Consider the following 17,287-nt stretch of genomic DNA (forward strand, 5'->3'; position numbering starts at 1 on the left):
ATCAGAACGAGTAACGCACGCCCAAGTAGGCACGGCGCGGCTCGACCCATTCAACGGCTTCGCCGAAGTTGTAGATGCCATCACCCGCGACGAGATCCTGCACGCGGGTCGTGCTCTGCCTGTTCAGGATGTTGAAGATGTCGAGGAACACTTCCATCTTGCCCACCGGGAGCTCCTTGGTGTACTTGGCCCGCACGTCCAGGGTGGAATAGGACGGGCTTTCCTCGCTGCCCACCGAACCGGCCGTCAGCCAGGTATCGGTCACGCCTTCGTACTCGTAGGGGTCATCCATCATCGGCAGGTGACGGCTGGACGTCAGCCAGGTACGGCTGAACAGCGTGCCGCTGTTCCAGTTGAACACGCCGCTGAGCTCCAGGCCGAAGTCCCAGTAGTAGGTGGCGAAGGCCTTGAACTGCCGCTTGATGTTGCCCGGCTGCGGGCCCCACGCATTGGGAGCGCGCGGGTCCAGCGCGATCCAGTCACCCTGGTAGTCGGCGTTGCCGTCCGAGTTGGTATTGCCGTGCGCGTCGTTCAAGGTGAGCGACATCATGCCCTGCCAGTTGTTGCTCTTGACCTTCTGCAGGGTGACTTCCAGACCCTTGTACTCGCGCTTGCCGCCCTTCAGCGTGCCAAGCACGTAGTTCGTGCCCGGATTGTCCGCATAGCCGAAATAGGAATACGGCAGGTAGAAGTACGATCCTTCCGGAGCCTGGCTGTCCGCGCCCACGCCATCGGGGTCGGAGTACAGCCCCAGGTCGTAGTCTTCCATGATGTCCTTGGTCTCGCGCTTGGTCAGCGTCACCGAGAACGCATAGTCCTGGCCGAAGTTGGTGGCGTAACCGAGCATGAGTTCATCGGTGTACGGCGTCTTGATGTTGGGCGCGATGGCGGCATCACCCGGCCCGCGCTGGCGGAAGGTGTACCACTGGCCGTCGATGTTGATCTGCTCGTCGTAGGTCGGGCCGGTGACCGCGCCGGCGAAGTCCGCCATGTCCGCACGGATCGGATCGTAGTAGCGGCCGTAGTAGGCCCAGACCTTGCTGCGGCCGTCGCCATTGATGTCGTAGGCCAGCGAGATGCGCGGCGAGATGTTCCAGTCGAACTTGTGGATCGACGTCCCGGCCGAATTGACGAACTCGGTGCGCTCGGCGCGGGCACCGACGTTGGCCGAGAACTTGTCCAGGGTCCAGCTGTCCTGCAGGTAGAACGAGGTCTGCTTGGACTTGACCGTGTACGCAAGCCCCTCGTTCTCCGACTGCAGGATGCGGTAGACGTTGACCTGGTCGTAGGGATTGCCGGTGGTATCGGTGAAGGTCTTCGCCAGCAGATCGTCCTGGCTCAGGCCGGTGGCGGCCATGAGCCGGCTGATGTCCGTTGAGGAAATGGCGCGGGGCCCTCGCCACGCGTAACCGCCCTGCCCCATATACTGACCCACCGTCGTGCCTGAATCCCCCGCACTGATGGAGGTATAGCGGGGACCGGCAGGGTAGACGGTCTGCTCTTCGTACGTGCCCTCACCCTTCAGGAAGCCCGCCTTGAAGGTGTGGTCGCCCCAGTTGGTGCTCAGCAGGTAATCCAGGCTGGCGCCGAACTCCTTGGAGTCGCGGTTGGTGATCAGGTTGGAGCCCGTGCCACCGCGGTTGATGTCGGTATTGCTTGCCCCGTCAAGGCCATTGTGGAAGGCCACGTTGTTGAACGGATCATTGCTCGCGGCGAACTGGGAAAGCTCCGACTCGTGCTTGTTCACATACACGTCCAGGCCCAGGTTGTCCCAGTCGTGGGAGTACTCGAACTTGTAGTTGTTGCCGCCCTGCTTGCGGGTAAGGTCGCGGTTGTTCGGCACGGTGGGATCGAGCGAGCCACTGCGATCCAGCGGATCGTTGAAGAAGGTGGCGGTCAGGCGGTCGCGGTCCGTCAACTGCCAGGTCAGCTTCCCGAAGCTGCGGTCGCTGTCCTGCTTCACCGTGCGCATGACGTCCTGGGTGACCGGGTCGACCACGTCCTCCTCACGGTTGACGCGCTGGTAGGACGCGAAGAACCACAGCTTGTCCTTGATGATCGGGCCACCCAGGGTGACGGCCGTGTCGTAGGTGGAGAAGCTGGAGTCGTCCAGATGCTTGTTCTTGGAAACCAGCCTGTCGTTCTGCAGGTAGTAGTTGACCGAGCCATGCCACTCGTTGCTGCCGGACTTGGTGATGACCTTGGAAATCAGGCCCTGGCCACCGGCGTATTCGGCGGGGATGCCGCCGGTCAGCACCTGCATTTCCTGGATGATCTCGGAATTCAGGTTGGAGCCGAAGGTACCGGTCGAGGGGTCGGTGACGTTGACGCCGTCGATGTAGTAGAGGTTGTCGGTAGAGGAGCCGACGGCGCCGCCGATGTCGGAGTAGTTCACGCCGGACTTCGACGCCGGGTTGCCGCCCACGGAAGGCTTCACGCCTGGCACCAGCTGCAGATAGCTCTGGTAGCTGCGCGCGGTCGGCAGCGACTCGGTCATGTCCAGGGTCAGCGTGGTACCGACCACGGCCGAAGTGGTGTCGATGGCGGCAAGGCCCGAACCGGTCACCATGATCGCATCGAGATTGATCGCGCCGTTGCCGCTGTCACCACCGCCGCCTAGCGCGTAACCCAGGCTGAGGTCCTTGCCGCTGACCACCGCGACGTTGCTGGCGCTGAAGTCGTTGTAGCCGGTGGCCGATATCTCCACCGTGTAGTTGGTGGCCGGGTCGAGGCCGGTGACGCGCACGGTGCCGTCGGCGGCCGTCGTGGCGGTCTTGCTGATGAGGCTACTGGGGGAACTGATCTTCACCGTCGCACCGGCGACGGGGCCATCCGAACCGCGGATGGTGATGCGCAGGCCGCCGGTATCCGCGATGGCCGCGCCGACGAAGCACATGCTGAGTGCCATGCTGAGCGCGGTACGCCTCACGCCCTTGGAAAACACATTGAAACCGTGATGAGTAACCATTCGTGACTCTCTCCGTGAAGTTCAAAAGTGTTGCCATCAACCAAGCAGGCGCCCAACCTGAACGAACTCACAATGAGCGCCTGGTGAACGGAGAGTAATGCAATTTTTACGAAAATTGGAATTTCCGTGAGATTGGGCCGGCTCCTCCGAGCACTGGCTATCCAAGTCCCCAAACGCTGACTGGGCAAGGGTTTGGGCTGCCTTGAAGCATGTGCGGCTCACCGCAAATCAGCCGGGCCGGGATCAGCCGCATGTCCCGGCCGCTGACCGGCTGGTGCCCTCCCATGCCGGTCAAGCCCCTCAGAACCCGTAACGCAGGAACCCGCCATCCACCGCGATGCACTCGCCGGTGACGTAGCTCGACGCCGGCAGGCACAGGAAGCCGACCGCGGCAGCCACCTCCTCCGGTTCGCCGATGCGGCGCATCGGCGTGCGCGCGATCACCTCGTCGTAGTAGTCCGGGTCGGACAGCGGCCCGGAGGTGCGGCGGGTGCGGATGTACCACGGCGCCACCGCGTTGACGCGGATGCCGTCCTCGGCCCATTCGCAGGCCAGGTTGCGGGTCATCTGGTGCAGCGCCGCCTTGGTCATGCCGTAGACCACGCCGCTGCGCACGTGGGTAAGGCCGGAGACGCTGCCGATGTTGACGATGGCCGAGCTCGCGTGCCGGGTAAGCAGCGGGTGGGCCAGCCGCGACAGCTCGAACGCGGAAAACAGGTTGGTCTCGAAGAGGCCGCGCCACTCGTCCTCGCTGTAGTCGTTGGCCGGCCGGGTGACGTTGCCGCCGGCGTTGTTGACCAGCAGTTGCAGGCCGCCGTGGTCCTCGACCCAGTCGAGGATTTCATGGCGGTCCTCGTCGCCGGAGACGTCGGCGGACAGGCCGTGGATCCCGCGGCCGGGGAACTCGTCGGCCAGTTCGTCGCGCGCCTGTGCCAGCGCGTCGGCATCGCGCGCCACCAGCAGCAGGTCGGCGCCGAAGCCGAGCAGTTCGCGCGCGATCGCCAGGCCGATGCCGGCACTGGCGCCGGTGATCAATGCGGTCTGTCCGTCCAGCCGCCAGCGGTTCGTGTCCATGCACTACAGGATACCTGCCGCCGTTGGGCGTGGTGACCGAATGAGGGCTTCAGTGCGCACCGTTGTGGCAGGATGAAGTCCGTTTCCGCTGGAGTCTGCCGATGAAACTGCGTCCTTGCTTACTGATGCTGCCAATGCTGCTGCTCGCCGCCTGCGGCAAGCCGCAGCCGCCGGAAACCGAACGCCGCCCCGAGCCGCAGGCTGGCGCGATGCGTGAAGCGATTACTCAGCCATTGGAAAAAGCGCAGGCGGCCAAGGCGGCGGTTGAAGGGGCCACCGCGGCGGAAGGGGCCGCGTTGAAGCAGGCGGAGAGTGGGGCGGAGTAACGACCTACCAGGTTCAGCGCGGAAGCCCACACTCCGTAGATGCGGGGCTTGCCCCGCATGAAGCTTTCCCAGCGAAAGCCTCGTGCCGGGCAAGCCCGGCACCTACGCTGGCGGTAGCGCCCGACCGCTGGCCGTGGCGAAGGGGATGACCACAACCGACAACGCCGCCCGAAGGCGGCGTTGTCGGTTGCATCAGACCAAGCCGGTTACAGGCCGCAGAAGCAATAGGCCAGGGCCTTGACCGGCGCGCCGTTGCGGTCCTTCACCGCGTCCTCGACGAAGCGCAGCTGGGCATCCATCTCCGGCATCGTGCGCGCCAGCAGCATCCGCGCCATGCCCGAGTCGGACAGCATCCACGCGCCCATGCGGCTGCCGGCGAAGCCGGTCATGAACTGCGCGAACGGGGTGGCCGCCTTCTCGATGTAGCGCACGCGGTATTTGCCTTCCTCGCCCAGCTTGGCGCGGCTGGCGGCATCGGCCACCGCGGCCTTGAGCCCGCCGAACTCGTCCACCAGCCCGCGCTCCTTGGCCTGCGCGCCGCTCCACACGCGGCCGCGCGCCACCTCGTCGATGGCCTCCACGCTGCGGTCGCGGGCCTGCGCCACCTTGCCGGTGAAGTCGGCATAGCCCTTGTCGATCACCGACTGGATCACCCGGCCCACCGCCGGGTCCATCGGCCGGGTGACGTCGAACGCGCCGGCGAAGCGGGTGGTGCCGACGCCATCGGTGTGCACGCCGATCTTGTCCAGGCTGCGGGCGAAGTTGGGGATCATGCCGAAGATGCCGATCGAGCCGGTGATGGTCGATTCGTCGGCGTAGATGCGATCGGCGTTCATGCTGATCCAGTAGCCGCCGGACGCGGCCAGGTCGCCCATCGACACCACCACCGGCTTGCCGGCGGCCTTGAGCGCCTCGACCTCGCGGCGGATCTGCTCGGAGGCGAACACTTCGCCGCCGGGCGAATCCACGCGCAGCACCACCGCCTTGACGTCGTCGTCGTCGCGCGCGTCGCGCAGCAGCGCCGAGGTGGAGATGCCGCCGACGCGGCCGGCCGGCAGGTCGCCGCCGGCGATCTCGCCCTCGGCCACCACCACCGCCACCTGCGGGCGCTTGTCCAGCGGCGAGCGGCGCGCGTCGAGCTGGGTCAGGTAGTCGCCCAGCGCGATCTGGCGGTAGCCGCCATCGGCGTCGCCGTCGGCCACGCCGCGCTCGGTGAGCAGCGCGTCCACTTCCTCGCGGGTCTTCAGGCCGTCCACCAGCTTCTGCTGCAGGGCGAAGCGGGCCAGGTCGCCGCCGGCGGCGGCTACGCCCTCGGGCAGGGTGTCGATGCCGGCAGCCAGCTGCGCGGCGTCGAGCTTGCGCGCCCTGGCGATGTCGCCCAGGTAGCGCTGCCACACGTCGTTCATCCAGAACAGGTCGGCTTCCTTGGCCTGCGGCGAGGCGGCGTCGAGCACGTAGGGCTCGGCGGCGGACTTGTATTCGCCCACCTTGAACAGGTGCACGTCCACGCCCAGCTTTTCCTGCAGGCCGGTGCGGAAATACTGGCGGTAGCGGCCGAGGCCTTCCAGCAGCAGCCCGCCCATCGGGTCGAGGTAGACCTCGTCGGCCTGCGCTGCCAGCAGGTATTGCGACTGGCCCATGTTCTCGCTGAAGGCCACCACCTGCTTGCCGGCCGCGCGCAGGTCCTGCAGGGCGCCGGCCACTTCACGCATCGAGGCGAAGCCGGACGGTTGCAGGCGGTCCAGGTTCAGCACCACGCGCTCGATCTTCTTGTCGTCCCTGGCCGCCTCGATGGCGCGGATCAGGTCACGCAGCTGGATTTCCCCGGCGTTGCGCTCGCCCATCGCCTTGGCCAGCGCGCGGCTGACCGGGTCGGTGCTGTACTGCTCGACCAGCCGCCCTTCCGGCGCGATCACCAGCGCGGTGCGGTCCTGCAGCACCTTGACCGACGAGGCGCCCTTGCCCATCGCCACCAGCAGCACGATCAGCATCAGGAACAGCAGGCCGAAGAACAGCAGGTTGAGGATCAACCGGCGGGTGAAGTTCATCACGTCCCACAGCCCGACGAAGAAGCGGGCGACGGGGTTGCGGCGGGGCACGGGCGGGGGGTTCATGAGGGCTCCGGATGGGGCTTGTTGCAATGCAGGATACACAGGACCGGCACGGCCGGCATGGGCTTCAAGTCAGGGGGCCGAAGGGTGGAACAGGCGCCGGCTGCTGACCCGCAGGCGCCAGCCCAGCAGCACCGCGGCCACGCTCAGGCCCACGGTCAGGCCGACCCACATGCCCTGCGGGCCCCAGCCCAGGCCGAGGCCGAGCCCGGCGCCGAGCGGCATGCCCACGCCCCAGTACGCGAACATGGCGATGAACATCGGCACGCGGGTGTCCTTGAGCCCGCGCAGCGCGCCGGCCGAGAGCACCTGCACGCCATCGGGGAACTGGAAGGCCGCCGCGTACAGCAGCAGCGTGGAGGCCAGCATGGCCACGGCCAGGTCGTCGGTGTACAGCCGCACCACCGCCTGGTGGCCGAGCAGCAACCCGCTGATCGACAGCATCTGCGTGACCAGCACGATGGCGTAACCGGCCCAGCTGGCGCGGCGCACGCCGGTCGGATCGTGGCGGCCCATCGCGTGGCCGACGCGCACGGTGGTGGCCTCGGCCACGCCCATCGGGATCATGAAGCACAGCTGGGCGACGTTGATCGCGATCTGGTGCGCGCTGGCCTCGACCGCGCCGATGCGGCCGATCAGCAGCGCGGTGACGATGAACAGCCCGCCCTCCATCAGCACGGTGATGCCGATCGGCAGGCCGGTGCGCAGCAGGTCCCATATCGCCGCCACCCGCGGCGGCTCGAAATGACCGAACAACTGCAGGTGGGCGAAGCGCCGGGTCTTGAACAGGTAACCGGCGAAACACAGCGCCTGCACCCACATCGTCACCGCCGAGGCGATGCCCAGCCCTTCGGCGCCCAGCTCCGGGAAGCCCCACCTGCCGTTGCACAGCGCATAGCCCAGCGGCGCCAGCACCAGCAGCCCGCCGAAGCCGAGCAGCATGGTCGGCAGCGTCCAGTGCATGCCCTCGCTGAGGTAGCGCATGCAGAAATACAGGGTCAGCGCCGGCACGCCCCAGCGGATGGCGTGCAAGAAGGCGGTGGCGCCGGGCACGATGTCCGCGGCGATGCCGAACGCCGGCAGGAATGCCGGCACGATGCTGAGGAAGGCGAACATCAGCACGCTCAGGCCCACGCCCAGCCACAGCGCCTGCCGGAACAGCGGGCCGATCTCGCGCTCGCGGCCTGCGCCGTGCAGCTGCGACACCGAGGCGGTCAGCGAGATCAGGGTGCCGATCGGTACCAGCATCGGCAGCCACAGCAGCGCGGTGCCGATGCTGACCGCGGCGAAGGTGCCGGTGCCGTGGTGGCCGGCGATGGTGTTGTCGACGAAGGAGATCAGGCCGGCGGAAACGTGGCCCAGCACCAGCGGCAGGGCGAGCAGGCCGGTCGTCCGCACTTCATGGCCGAAGCGCGGCGTGGCGGGAGAGGTGGACATGCGGAGTCGGCAGACGCGGACTGCGGCCGGCGCGGAGGCGCTGTTGCCGGGTCGCGAAAGGGCGGCATTGTAAGGCCAGGAACGAGTGAAGAGGAACGAGCGGACGCAGAAGCGAGCGTAGGTGCCGGGCTTGCCCGGCACATGGCTTCACCGGGAAAGCTTCATGCGGGGCAAGCCCCGCATCTACTTGTCCAGCTTCCGCCGCAGCCATTCCGCGCGGCCAGTCGCGGGCACGGCCAGCAGTTCCTCGCGCAGGGCATCGCGCGCCTGCGGCGGCGTGCGTTGCGACAGCAGGCCCAACTGCGCCAGCTGCGCCGCGTCGAGCTCGCGCAGCAGGGCCAGCATCGGGGCGCGCTGCGGTTCCGGCAGGTAGCCCAGCAGCGGCTGCAGCTTCGGGTACAGCGCGCCCAGCCGCGGCCCCAGTTGCCAGCCGTCGCGGTACAGGCGGTCCAGCCCGGCGAAACGCCCGCGCAGGGCGTCGCGTTCGGCCGCCGGCAGGGCCGCCAGTTCCGCCGCGGCCTTGCGCACGCGCTGCCGTTCGGATTCGGGCAGGGCGCGCCATGCCGCGTAGCGCGTGCGCACGTCGCGCTGCTGCGCCGGTGCCAGCGCCGCCCAGCGTACTTGCGGGTCCGTGGCCTGCGGCGCGCGCGGTGGCGGCTCGACCAGCGGCCGCAGTGCGACCGGGGTGGCCAGCGACACAGCGGCCGGCAGCAACGCCAGCAGCAGCCATGCGCCCTCAATCTTCCGCATCGACGGTCTCCAGCGCTGCCGAGGCCGGTTCGGCATGGCCGGGCGCGGCCTGCGATTCGTCCACCGGCACCGGCGCGCCGGCGGCGTACCAGGCATGGAAGTCGGCGTCCTGCGCCAGCGCCAGTTCGGGATCGGCCAGCATCGCGGCATCGTCCGTCGCATGGTTGTCCACGGCGGCGGCCGGCGCGGAATCGTCCGGCAGGCTTTCGACCTGTATCGGGCCGTTGTCGCCCAGCGCGCCTTCGGCCGGCGGCCCGCCGCTGCCGGACCGCATCGCACCGTGTTCGTGCCACCACCAGGCCGCCACCGCGGCCAGCACCAGCACCAACAGGCCCGGCAGCAGCCAGCCCCGGCGCGCGCGTGGCCGCGCGGCTGGGCGCGGGGCCCTGGCCGCCATCGGCGCGGGCGCGGCCTTGGCGGTCGCCGCCTCGTGCAGTTGTCCCAGTTGCCGCAGCCGCTCCGGCGACAGCTCGCGCACCTGCGCCTGCACCTGTTCGGCCAGTGTGCGCCACGCGGCGGCATCGGGCTGGCCCTTCGCATCCAGCGGGCAGGCGCGCGCCAGCGCCTGTCGGTAGGTGCCGATGTCCATGCCCAGGCTGGCCGCCGCCACGGCTTCGTCCAGCCCGGCGCCGACGCGCAGCAGCAACGCCAGGCGATCCGCGGCCTGCAACGTCGACAGGTGCGGCAACGATGTGGCGGTGCCGGTCGCCGGCGCACGCAGCTGCGGCGCATTGCACAGCAGGCCCCAGAACCGGGCCGGCCAGTCGACCATCGCGGTAGCCGCGGCATGGCCGGCGAAGGCGTGCATCGCCGCCGCCACGGCCTGCGTGCCGGCGGCGCCCGCCTGCAGGTCGGCGACCACCAGCGCGCGGCGCTCGACCCCGCGCAGGAAGGCGGAGGAAGCATTGGCCGTGGCCGGGGAAGAAGAAGCTGTTGCGGCCATCAGGCGTACTCCGTCATCGCCCGGATGATACCCAGCACCCCGGCGGCTGCCGATGCCCCAGGGCCGCGTCCGAGCCTGGCTGCCGCAACTTGTGCACAGCGTCAATAGGCCAGCGCCGATTTCCGCAAATTTTCTGCCCAACGCCTTGTTTCATCTTTGTTTCACGGCCAAGCCATTGATTTAAAAAGACTTGATCGTGTGGCGATTTTTTGTCCAAATCGACGCAGAGGCCGCTGTCACCGCCCTGCGGGCGTGGAGCACAGGGCTGATGCACAGACTTATCCACAATCTGTGTGGATAAACCGAAATCCCCTGTAGCGGCCGGTGTTTACGCGCCATTTATGCTCGCCGCGACAACAAACGCGGGCAAGTGGAGGGGACCGCAGGTGTGCCGCCCATGGCCGGCACCTACACTCTCCCCATGTCTTCCTGCCCCACCCTGCGTATCGCCCTGCCGGTTCCGCTGCCACAGGCCTTCGACTACCTGCCCCCGGCCGGCGGCCCCGCGCCGTCGCAGGCCGACGTGGGACGCAGGCTGCGGGTGCCCTTCGGCAACCGCGAGCTGGTCGGCATGGTCGAGGGTATTGGCGGCAGCGACGACCCGGCCGGGCTGAAGGCCGCGCTGGAATGGCTGGACCCCGCCCCCCTGCTGGGCGGCGAGCTGCTCGCCTCGCTGCGCTGGCTGGCGCGCTACACCCATGCGCCGCTGGGCGAGGTGGCCGCCACCGCGTTGCCGGCGCCGCTGCGCCGCGGCGAGCCGCTGCCCGACACCCACGGCTGGGCGTGGGAACTGACCGACGCCGGCCGCGGCGGCCTGCCCGGGCTGCGCAACGGCAGCCGTCCACAACGGCTGGCCACGCTGCTGGCCGACGGGGCGCTGGCCGAGGAGGTGATCGAAGCGCGCATGCACGACTGGCGCGAGCCGAGCCGCACCCTGCTCAAACGTGGGTTCGTGCAGCGCGTGGCGGTGCCGGCGACGGCGCCGCGGGCCCGGCCGAATCCCGGGCCGACGCCCAACCCGCAGCAGCAGGCGGCGATCAAGGCGATCACCGCCGCCGACGGCTTCCACCCGTTCCTGCTCGACGGCGTCACCGGCAGCGGCAAGACCGAGGTCTACCTGCAGGCCATCGTCCACTGCCTCGCACGAGGCCGGCAGGCACTGGTGCTGGTGCCGGAGATCGGCCTGACCCCGCAGATGCTGGCGCGCTTCCGCGCCCGCCTCGGCATCCCGGTGCATGCGCTGCATTCGGGGCTGAACGACAACGAGCGCGCGCGGGTCTGGGCGGCGGCCGCGCGCGGCGAAGCGCGGGTGGTCGTCGGCACCCGCTCGGCGGTGTTCACGCCGCTGCCGCAGGCCGGGCTGCTGATCGTCGACGAGGAACACGACGGCAGCTACAAGCAGCAGGACGGCATCCGCTACCACGCCCGCGACTTCGCGCTGGTGCGCGGCAAGGCGCTGGACGTGCCGGTGCTGCTGGGCAGCGCCACCCCGTCGCTGGAATCGCTGCACAACGCGCGCGCCGGCCGCTACGCCCACCTGCGCCTGCAGCAGCGCGCCGGCGACGCCCGGCCGCCGGCGGTGCGGGTGTTCGACGTGCGCAAGCGGCCGTTGCAGGACGGCCTGTCGCCCGAGGTGCTGGAAGGCATCGGCCGGCACCTGCAGGCCGGCAACCAGGTGCTGGTGTTCAAGAACCGCCGCGGCTACGCGCCGGTGCTGCTGTGCCACGACTGCGGCTGGACCGCGCCGTGCAGGCGCTGCAGCACGCCGCTGCATGCCACGCCGATGACCGTGCACGGCGCGGGGCGCCGCCTGCAATGCCACCACTGCGGCGCGCGCGCGCCGGTGCCGCTGGCCTGCCCGGATTGCGGCAGCCTCGCGCTGCAGCCGCAGGGCATCGGCACCGAACGGCTGGAGGAACGGCTGCTGCAACTGTTCCCCGACCATCCGGTGCTGCGCATCGACCGCGGCACCACCGCGCGCCGCGACGCGCTGGAACAGACGCTGGCCACGCTCGGCGAACAAGCCGGCATCCTCGTCGGCACGCAGATACTGGCCAAGGGCCACGACCTGCCGAAGCTGACGCTGGTGGTGGTGGTGGGCATCGACGAAGGGCTGTTCTCCGCCGATTTCCGTGCCAGCGAGAAGCTCGCCCAGCAACTGATCCAGGTCGCCGGCCGTGCCGGGCGCGCCGAGCGCCCCGGCGAGGTCTGGCTGCAGACCCACCATCCCGACAACGCGCTGCTGCACACGCTGGTAAACGGCGGCTACCACGCCTTCGCCGAGGCCGAACTGGCGCAGCGCGAAGCGGCCGGTTTCCCGCCCTTCGCGCATCTGGCACTGCTGCGCGCCGAGGCCAGGCAGGTCGAACAGGCCAACGAATTCCTGGCCGCGCTGAAGCAAGCCATTCCCGCCGACGATCCGGTCGAACGCTACGGGCCGATGCCGGCGCCGATGCCGCGCCGCGCCGGCTTCCAGCGCACGCAGCTGCTGCTGTCGGCCCCGCAACGCCGCGCGCTGCATGCCCTGCTCGACGCGCTGATGCCGCAGGCATATGCACTGCCGCAGGCGCGGCGGGTGCGCTGGTCGCTGGACGTGGACCCGATAGACCTCTACTGAGCGCAGCCGTCCACCAACGTGGTCACACCGCCAGCGCCCGACGCAAATCCGGCCGGCGGAGGTCCGCCTCCAGCGGGGCAAGGTCGATGCCCTCGCATATCCATGCCAGCAGCCTGCGGGTCTCGTCCTGCGGGTCGACCCCGAGGTCGCGGCGCAGCGCCTGCTGCATGCGCGCGTAGGCATTGATCGCCGCCGCGCGCATGCCGTGCCCGGCATAGGCGCGCATCATGCGCCGGGCATGTGCTTCGTTCCATGCGTCGCGCTGCAGCAGCAGGCGCGCCATGTGCAGCGCGGCGTCCCAGTTCCCGGCCACCAGCATCCGGTCGCAATGCCGCTCGGCGACGCCCACCAGCTCGGCTTCCAGCGCAAGGCGGGTGCTTTCCAGCCATGCGCGGAAATCCACGCCGGCCACGTCGTCCATGCCGGCAAGGAAAATGCGTTGCCCTTCCAGTATCGCCAGCATTTCCGCCGGTTCCCCGGCCAGCCGGTCGATGTCGAAGACCGCCCTTCCCGCGCGCCGCAGCGCCACGCCGTCGCGTTCCACGCACAGCACGCCCGGCCCCAGTTCCCCGCGGCAATAGCGGTTCAGGTTGCACAGCACCTGGCGCAGGTTGGTCATCGCCTGCGGTTCGCCGAACTGCGGCCACAGCAGCATGGCCAGCGCCAGCCGCGAATGGCGGCGTTCCGGCTTGGCGGCCAGGTAGCCCAGCAACGCCCAGCCTTTCCTGTAGATCAGTTGCGGCGGCATGGCGGCGCATGTGCTCAGGAGCCGGATGCTTCCGCCTCCGGCAGCCGCGCCGTCCTGTTCCCGCCATGCTGGACGAGTCCCCATAGCTTCCCCCATGCATCCCGTGGTCGGCACCGGCGATCAGCCGGGCATGCCCGGCGCGGGGCGCGCGCAGTCGCCGGCCCCGGCCATGCCTGCCGGGGCACACTAGCCCGCGTGCCACCGGCGCCACATCCACGAAATCAGGTAGCGGGCCCCACTCAGGCGGCCAGCGGCAACTCCAGCGCCACCCGGGTACCTTGCGGGTCGCTGCGCGCGGACACGCTCAGTTCGCCCCCCAACCGCTGCGCGCGCAGGCGCATGCTGGCGAAGCCGGCGCCACCGCCCTGCATCGGTGCGGCGCCCGCGGCAGGCAGGCCCACGCCGTCGTCGTCCACCCGCAGTTGCAGGCGGTCCCCCTGCCGGCGCACGTGGATGTCCACGCGCCGCGCGCGGCTGTGCTTGAACACGTTGGTCAGGGCTTCCTGCAGCAGGCGCAGCAGGTCCAGGCTGCGGGCGGCGCCCAGCTCGACGCCGCCGACGCCCTCCAGGTGCCAATGGGCGTCGATGCCGGCGGCATCGAGCAACTGGCTGGAGCGGTGCCGCAGCGGCACGAGCAGTTCGGCCAGGTCCGCATGCTCGCGCGCCGTGCTGTCGATCACCAGGCGCAGGTCATCGCGCATCTCCTTCAGCAGCCTGACGATCTCCCGCCGCGGCATGTCGTCCGGCGCCTGCTCGACCCGCGCGATCGCGCCGACCAGGGTGCCGCCGAAACCGTCGTGCAGGTCGCGCACCAGTTGCAGGCGTTCGCCGGCCCGGCCATGCGCCAGCTCCAGCGCGTGTTGTTGCCGCAAGGTCTCGGCCAACTGGCCGGTGGCCTGCCGCACCTCTCGGCTCAGCTCGGCATTGAAGCCTTCCACCCGCTTCATGGTGTTGGCGAAGCGGTAGGCCAGCACGAAGCCCATGCCCAACAGCATCAGCGGCGAGGTGAACGAGCCAAGGTAGCTGACGCCGCCGTACCAGCCCATGTACACGCCGAGGTCGTGCAGCGAAACCACCACGGGCAGGACGATGCACAGGGCCAGCACCTGGCAGTCGCGGCGGTCGCTGCGCACGGCGTAGCCCATGAAGACGAACGACACCAGGTACAAGAACGCGATGACCGGCACCAGGTAGACGTTGCGGTACGGCCCCATCCACTGCGGCCACAGCAGCGCCGCGGCCATCAGCGCCACCGCGATGCCCAGCAGCAGGCGCTCGAAGCGCGGCCAGCGCCGTTGGCTGAAGCGCAGCAGGAACACCGTGTGCGCCGCGGCCGACATCACGTAGCAACCGCCGATGAAGGCCTGCCAGCCATCGGTGCTGGCGAACGGCCACGGGCTGGCGGCGAAGAAATTGGTGTCGTACAGGCGCCCGAACACCGCGCTCAGCGCGTACCAGCCGTACATCGTCTCCTGCCGGCGCAGCAGCCAGAACAGGCCGATCACCGCCGCCAGCACGAAGCCGATGGCGCTGTCGAGCAGTTGCAGGTCGTGGCGGACCAGCACCCCTTGGCGATACCGCGCCTGCAGCACCTGCGGGTCGCCCACGTCCACCACGCCGAACGACGGCTGGTAGGCGGCCAGGCCCGACACGCGCACCAGCAGCTCGTTCTCGCCCGGTTCGAGCAACGGCGCCTGCAGCAGGAAATAGCGCGGCATGTGCCAGCTGCGCGACAGCGGCTCGACCAGCGAGGGGTCGCGGTCGATCAGGCTGCCGTTGAGGTATACCGCGGCCGCCATGCAGGTGTAGTCGAGCAGCAGGCCGGTCGGCTGCCGCGCATCGTCCTGCCGCCAGCGCAGCCGGTACCAGACCACGCCGTCGTGCCCGGCCCAACGGGTCTGCCACTGGTCGGCCAGCGTCACCGGCACCCAGCCCCGTTCGGGCGGCCGCGTCGAATCCCAGCCGGCGCGCGCGGCCTCGGCGTGGACGATGCGCACGACCGGCTCCGCCCGGGCCGCGCCCGCCGCCATGCAGAGCAGCAGGAGCAGCCAGTGCCAGCGCCTCACGGCAACAACCCGAGTACGCGCGCCTCGAACACCGCCGCCGTGCGCGAACCCACGGCCAGCTTGCGGTAGATGTTGCGCGTGTGCGCTTCCACGGTGAGCCGCGAGAGCCCGAGCAGCTCGGCGATCTCGCGGTTGCCATAGCCCTGCGCCACCATGCCGAGGATGCCGCGCTCGCGCTCGGAGAGGTTGACCGCCTGCGTCGCCGGCACCGGCGCCGTTTCCTCCGGAAGCAGGGCGAGGATGCGGCGGGCGATCATCGGGTCGATCGGGGCGCCGCCGCGCTGCAGGCTGCGCAGGGCGACGACCAGTTCCACGTCGTCGCGGTCCTTCATCAGGTAGCCGATGGCCCCGGCCCGCAGCGCGGTGAAGGTCAGTTGTTCCTCGGCGTAGGCGGACACGATCACCGACTGCACCTGCGGCGCATGCGATTGGATCCAGCCGATCAGCTCGATGCCGTTGCCGTCGGGGAGCTGCATGTCCACCAGCGCCAGGTCGAAGCGTTCGGCTTCCAGCAACGCGCGCGCCTGCCCCAGGTCCGCCGCCGTGCGCACGCTGGCCGGTGCCTCGTCCAGCGCCTCGCGCACCAGCCCGGCAAGGCGTACCTGCGTGGCCGCATCGTCGTCGACTATCAGGATGGAAGACAACGCCAACGCCCCTGCTCCCCGGATTGCGATGGGCAGAGTGTACCTTTCCTCTCCCATGCTCTCAGGCGACGCCGAACCTGCGCCGCCGGCCGCAGTGGACGCCATCGCAAACATGGCGGACAGGCCCGGATGCCTGCCCGCCATGCCGGGTGCCGCCTTACCAGGTGCGGCGCAGCGGGTGGGCCTCGGTGTTGAAGACGATGGCGTCGAAGTCCAGCGCGGTGGCCGGCGCGAACAGCAGGTAGTAGTACTTGAACGTCTCGGCGAACAGGAAGCTCTCCATCGAGTCGTCCTTCTCCTTGCTGCGCACGTCCTTCAGCGCGGCGAAACCGTGTTCGGTGCGGGTGTACTTCACGAAATCGTCGAAGAACTCCCTGCCCATGCCGCGGTAGCGCGCGTCGCCGGTGTAGTGGTGCAGGTAATACGCGGACTCGACGATCTCCGGGCGCAGCGCATAGCCGGGCGAGCGCACTTCCATCGCCGCGTAGTCCAGCGATTCCGGCTCGATGCCGTTCAGGCGCCACATCTTCAGGTTGGATTCCTGCAGGCGCTTGGCGCGGTCGAGGTCGCCGCCCAGCGCAAGCAGGCCCGGCATGAACGCATCCAGCGCGCCGTAGGTGGTGGAGGTGCGCGCGCCGCTGTCCATGTCGGCGTGGCCGTACCACAGCTCGCCCTCGCGCACCTCGTCGGCCAGGTACTGGTTGAGCGGGCCGATGCTGTCCTCCCACATGCGCTTGCAGTCCTCGTCGCCGAACAGCTTCCAGCACTTGAGCAGGTATTCGTAGTACGAGTCGATGCCGCCGGCGATCGAGGCGTCCTTGTCGGTCCACTCGCCGGTCTCGACGTTGATGTTCAGGCCGACCAGGCCGATCTTCGAGCGACGGTTGTACGTTTCCACCAGCGCGCGCTTGGCCTTGTCGTAGTACGCCTGCTTGCCGGTGAGCTTGGCCAGGGTGCCGAACTCCAGCAGCAGGGTACCGGTCTCGGCCGGGTTGCTGATGGTGCCGCTGGTCTTGCCGGTGCGCAGGTTGACGTGGGTGTACGGCAGGCCGGTGGGGCTGTCGAACACCGGCGACAGGCGCGTGCCGAGGTCGTCGGCGAGCTTGAGCAGGTGCTCGTCGCCGGTCATCTGGTAGCCGGACAGCAGGCCGCCGAGCAGGCGGATGGTGACCTCGAAGTTCTGCACGTCGATGTCCTGGTCGAACGAGAGCCGGGTGACGATCAGCTCGCGCGCCTCGGCGGCCTCCTTGTCCAGGCCGAGCAGCAGCAGCGTGTCCAGCGCATCGACCGGCGACATCAGCAGCGGCACCGGGTACCAGTCGCGCGGCTGCGCGCTGATCGGTTTCAGGTCGTCGTGGCCCTTGGCGTATTGCATGTAGCCCTGCCACGCATGGCGGGTGGCCTCACGCACCTGCTCGGCCATGCGCGCGGCCTCGGCGTCGTCGACGGCCGGCACTTCGGTGGCTGCCGCCGTGGCGGCAGCGGCATCGGTCGCCGCGGGCACGGCGCTCAGGGCGGGGGCCTGCGGGTCGTTGCAGGCGGACAGTGCCAGCACCAGGGCGGCAACCAGGGGGGCGGTACGCAGGGCTCGGGTCATCATCGG

12 protein-coding genes are annotated in these 17,287 nt (G+C 69.3%); 2 read left to right on the forward strand and 10 right to left on the reverse strand.

Annotated features, from left to right (window positions below):
* Position 1: 1 nt before the first annotated feature.
* Both MIC98_RS16765 and MIC98_RS16770 read right to left on the reverse strand, forming a co-directional pair.
* The gene (locus MIC98_RS16765) at positions 2 to 2,908 is read right to left on the reverse strand and encodes a TonB-dependent receptor (RefSeq protein WP_239737951.1); all 2,907 of its coding nucleotides are present in this window, start codon (positions 2,906 to 2,908) and stop codon (positions 2 to 4) included.
* A 360-nt stretch (positions 2,909 to 3,268) separates the two neighbouring features.
* Entirely contained in the window at positions 3,269 to 4,042 is a 774-nt protein-coding gene (locus MIC98_RS16770; RefSeq protein WP_239737952.1) for an SDR family oxidoreductase, read from the reverse strand.
* A 101-nt stretch (positions 4,043 to 4,143) separates the two neighbouring features.
* Between MIC98_RS16770 and MIC98_RS16775 the strand changes: the two genes are divergently transcribed.
* Complete coding sequence (locus tag MIC98_RS16775) at positions 4,144 to 4,368, forward strand: hypothetical protein (RefSeq protein WP_239737953.1); 225 nt, start codon at positions 4,144 to 4,146, stop codon at positions 4,366 to 4,368.
* Positions 4,369 to 4,574: 206 nt separating this feature from the next.
* Here the strand turns inward: MIC98_RS16775 and sppA are convergent, their stop codons facing one another.
* The 4 genes from sppA to MIC98_RS16795 form a co-directional block, all read right to left on the reverse strand.
* Positions 4,575 to 6,482, reverse strand: coding sequence for a signal peptide peptidase SppA (gene sppA, locus MIC98_RS16780; protein ID WP_239737954.1), 1,908 nt, complete (start codon positions 6,480 to 6,482; stop codon positions 4,575 to 4,577).
* Positions 6,483 to 6,551: 69 nt separating this feature from the next.
* Positions 6,552 to 7,916: an MATE family efflux transporter gene (locus MIC98_RS16785; protein ID WP_239737955.1), complete on the reverse strand. Its 1,365-nt coding sequence runs from the start codon at positions 7,914 to 7,916 to the stop codon at positions 6,552 to 6,554.
* 183 nt (positions 7,917 to 8,099) lie between these two features.
* A complete protein-coding gene (locus MIC98_RS16790; RefSeq protein ID WP_239737956.1) occupies positions 8,100 to 8,666 on the reverse strand; it encodes a DUF3106 domain-containing protein in 567 nt (188 codons plus the stop codon).
* Positions 8,653 to 9,609 carry a hypothetical protein gene (locus MIC98_RS16795; RefSeq protein ID WP_239737957.1) on the reverse strand — a complete coding sequence of 319 codons (957 nt, stop codon included), beginning with the start codon at positions 9,607 to 9,609 and terminating at the stop codon, positions 8,653 to 8,655. Before MIC98_RS16795 ends, MIC98_RS16790 begins: the two co-directional genes overlap by 14 nt.
* 421 nt (positions 9,610 to 10,030) lie before the next feature.
* On the opposite strand from MIC98_RS16795, the gene MIC98_RS16800 reads away from it, so the two are divergent.
* Positions 10,031 to 12,226 (forward strand): primosomal protein N', encoded by a 2,196-nt coding sequence (locus MIC98_RS16800; protein WP_239737958.1) that lies wholly within the window; start codon positions 10,031 to 10,033, stop codon positions 12,224 to 12,226.
* A 22-nt stretch (positions 12,227 to 12,248) separates the two neighbouring features.
* Here MIC98_RS16800 and MIC98_RS16805 read toward each other — a convergent pair whose 3' ends face one another.
* The 4 genes from MIC98_RS16805 to MIC98_RS16820 form a co-directional block, all read right to left on the reverse strand.
* Positions 12,249 to 12,974: a BTAD domain-containing putative transcriptional regulator gene (locus tag MIC98_RS16805; RefSeq protein WP_239737959.1), complete on the reverse strand. Its 726-nt coding sequence runs from the start codon at positions 12,972 to 12,974 to the stop codon at positions 12,249 to 12,251.
* 239 nt (positions 12,975 to 13,213) lie between these two features.
* Positions 13,214 to 14,971: an ATP-binding protein gene (locus tag MIC98_RS17125; protein WP_239737960.1), complete on the reverse strand. Its 1,758-nt coding sequence runs from the start codon at positions 14,969 to 14,971 to the stop codon at positions 13,214 to 13,216.
* Positions 14,972 to 15,036: 65 nt separating this feature from the next.
* Positions 15,037 to 15,684, reverse strand: a complete 648-nt coding sequence (locus tag MIC98_RS16815) for a response regulator transcription factor (protein WP_239737961.1) — start codon at positions 15,682 to 15,684, stop codon at positions 15,037 to 15,039.
* A gap of 157 nt (positions 15,685 to 15,841) precedes the next feature.
* Positions 15,842 to 17,281, reverse strand: coding sequence for a glycoside hydrolase family 47 protein (locus tag MIC98_RS16820; protein ID WP_239734857.1), 1,440 nt, complete (start codon positions 17,279 to 17,281; stop codon positions 15,842 to 15,844).
* Positions 17,282 to 17,287 lie beyond the last annotated feature (6 nt).

The organism is Stenotrophomonas sp. NLF4-10 (assembly GCF_022359915.1).
Lineage (GTDB): Bacteria > Pseudomonadota > Gammaproteobacteria > Xanthomonadales > Xanthomonadaceae > Stenotrophomonas > Stenotrophomonas daejeonensis.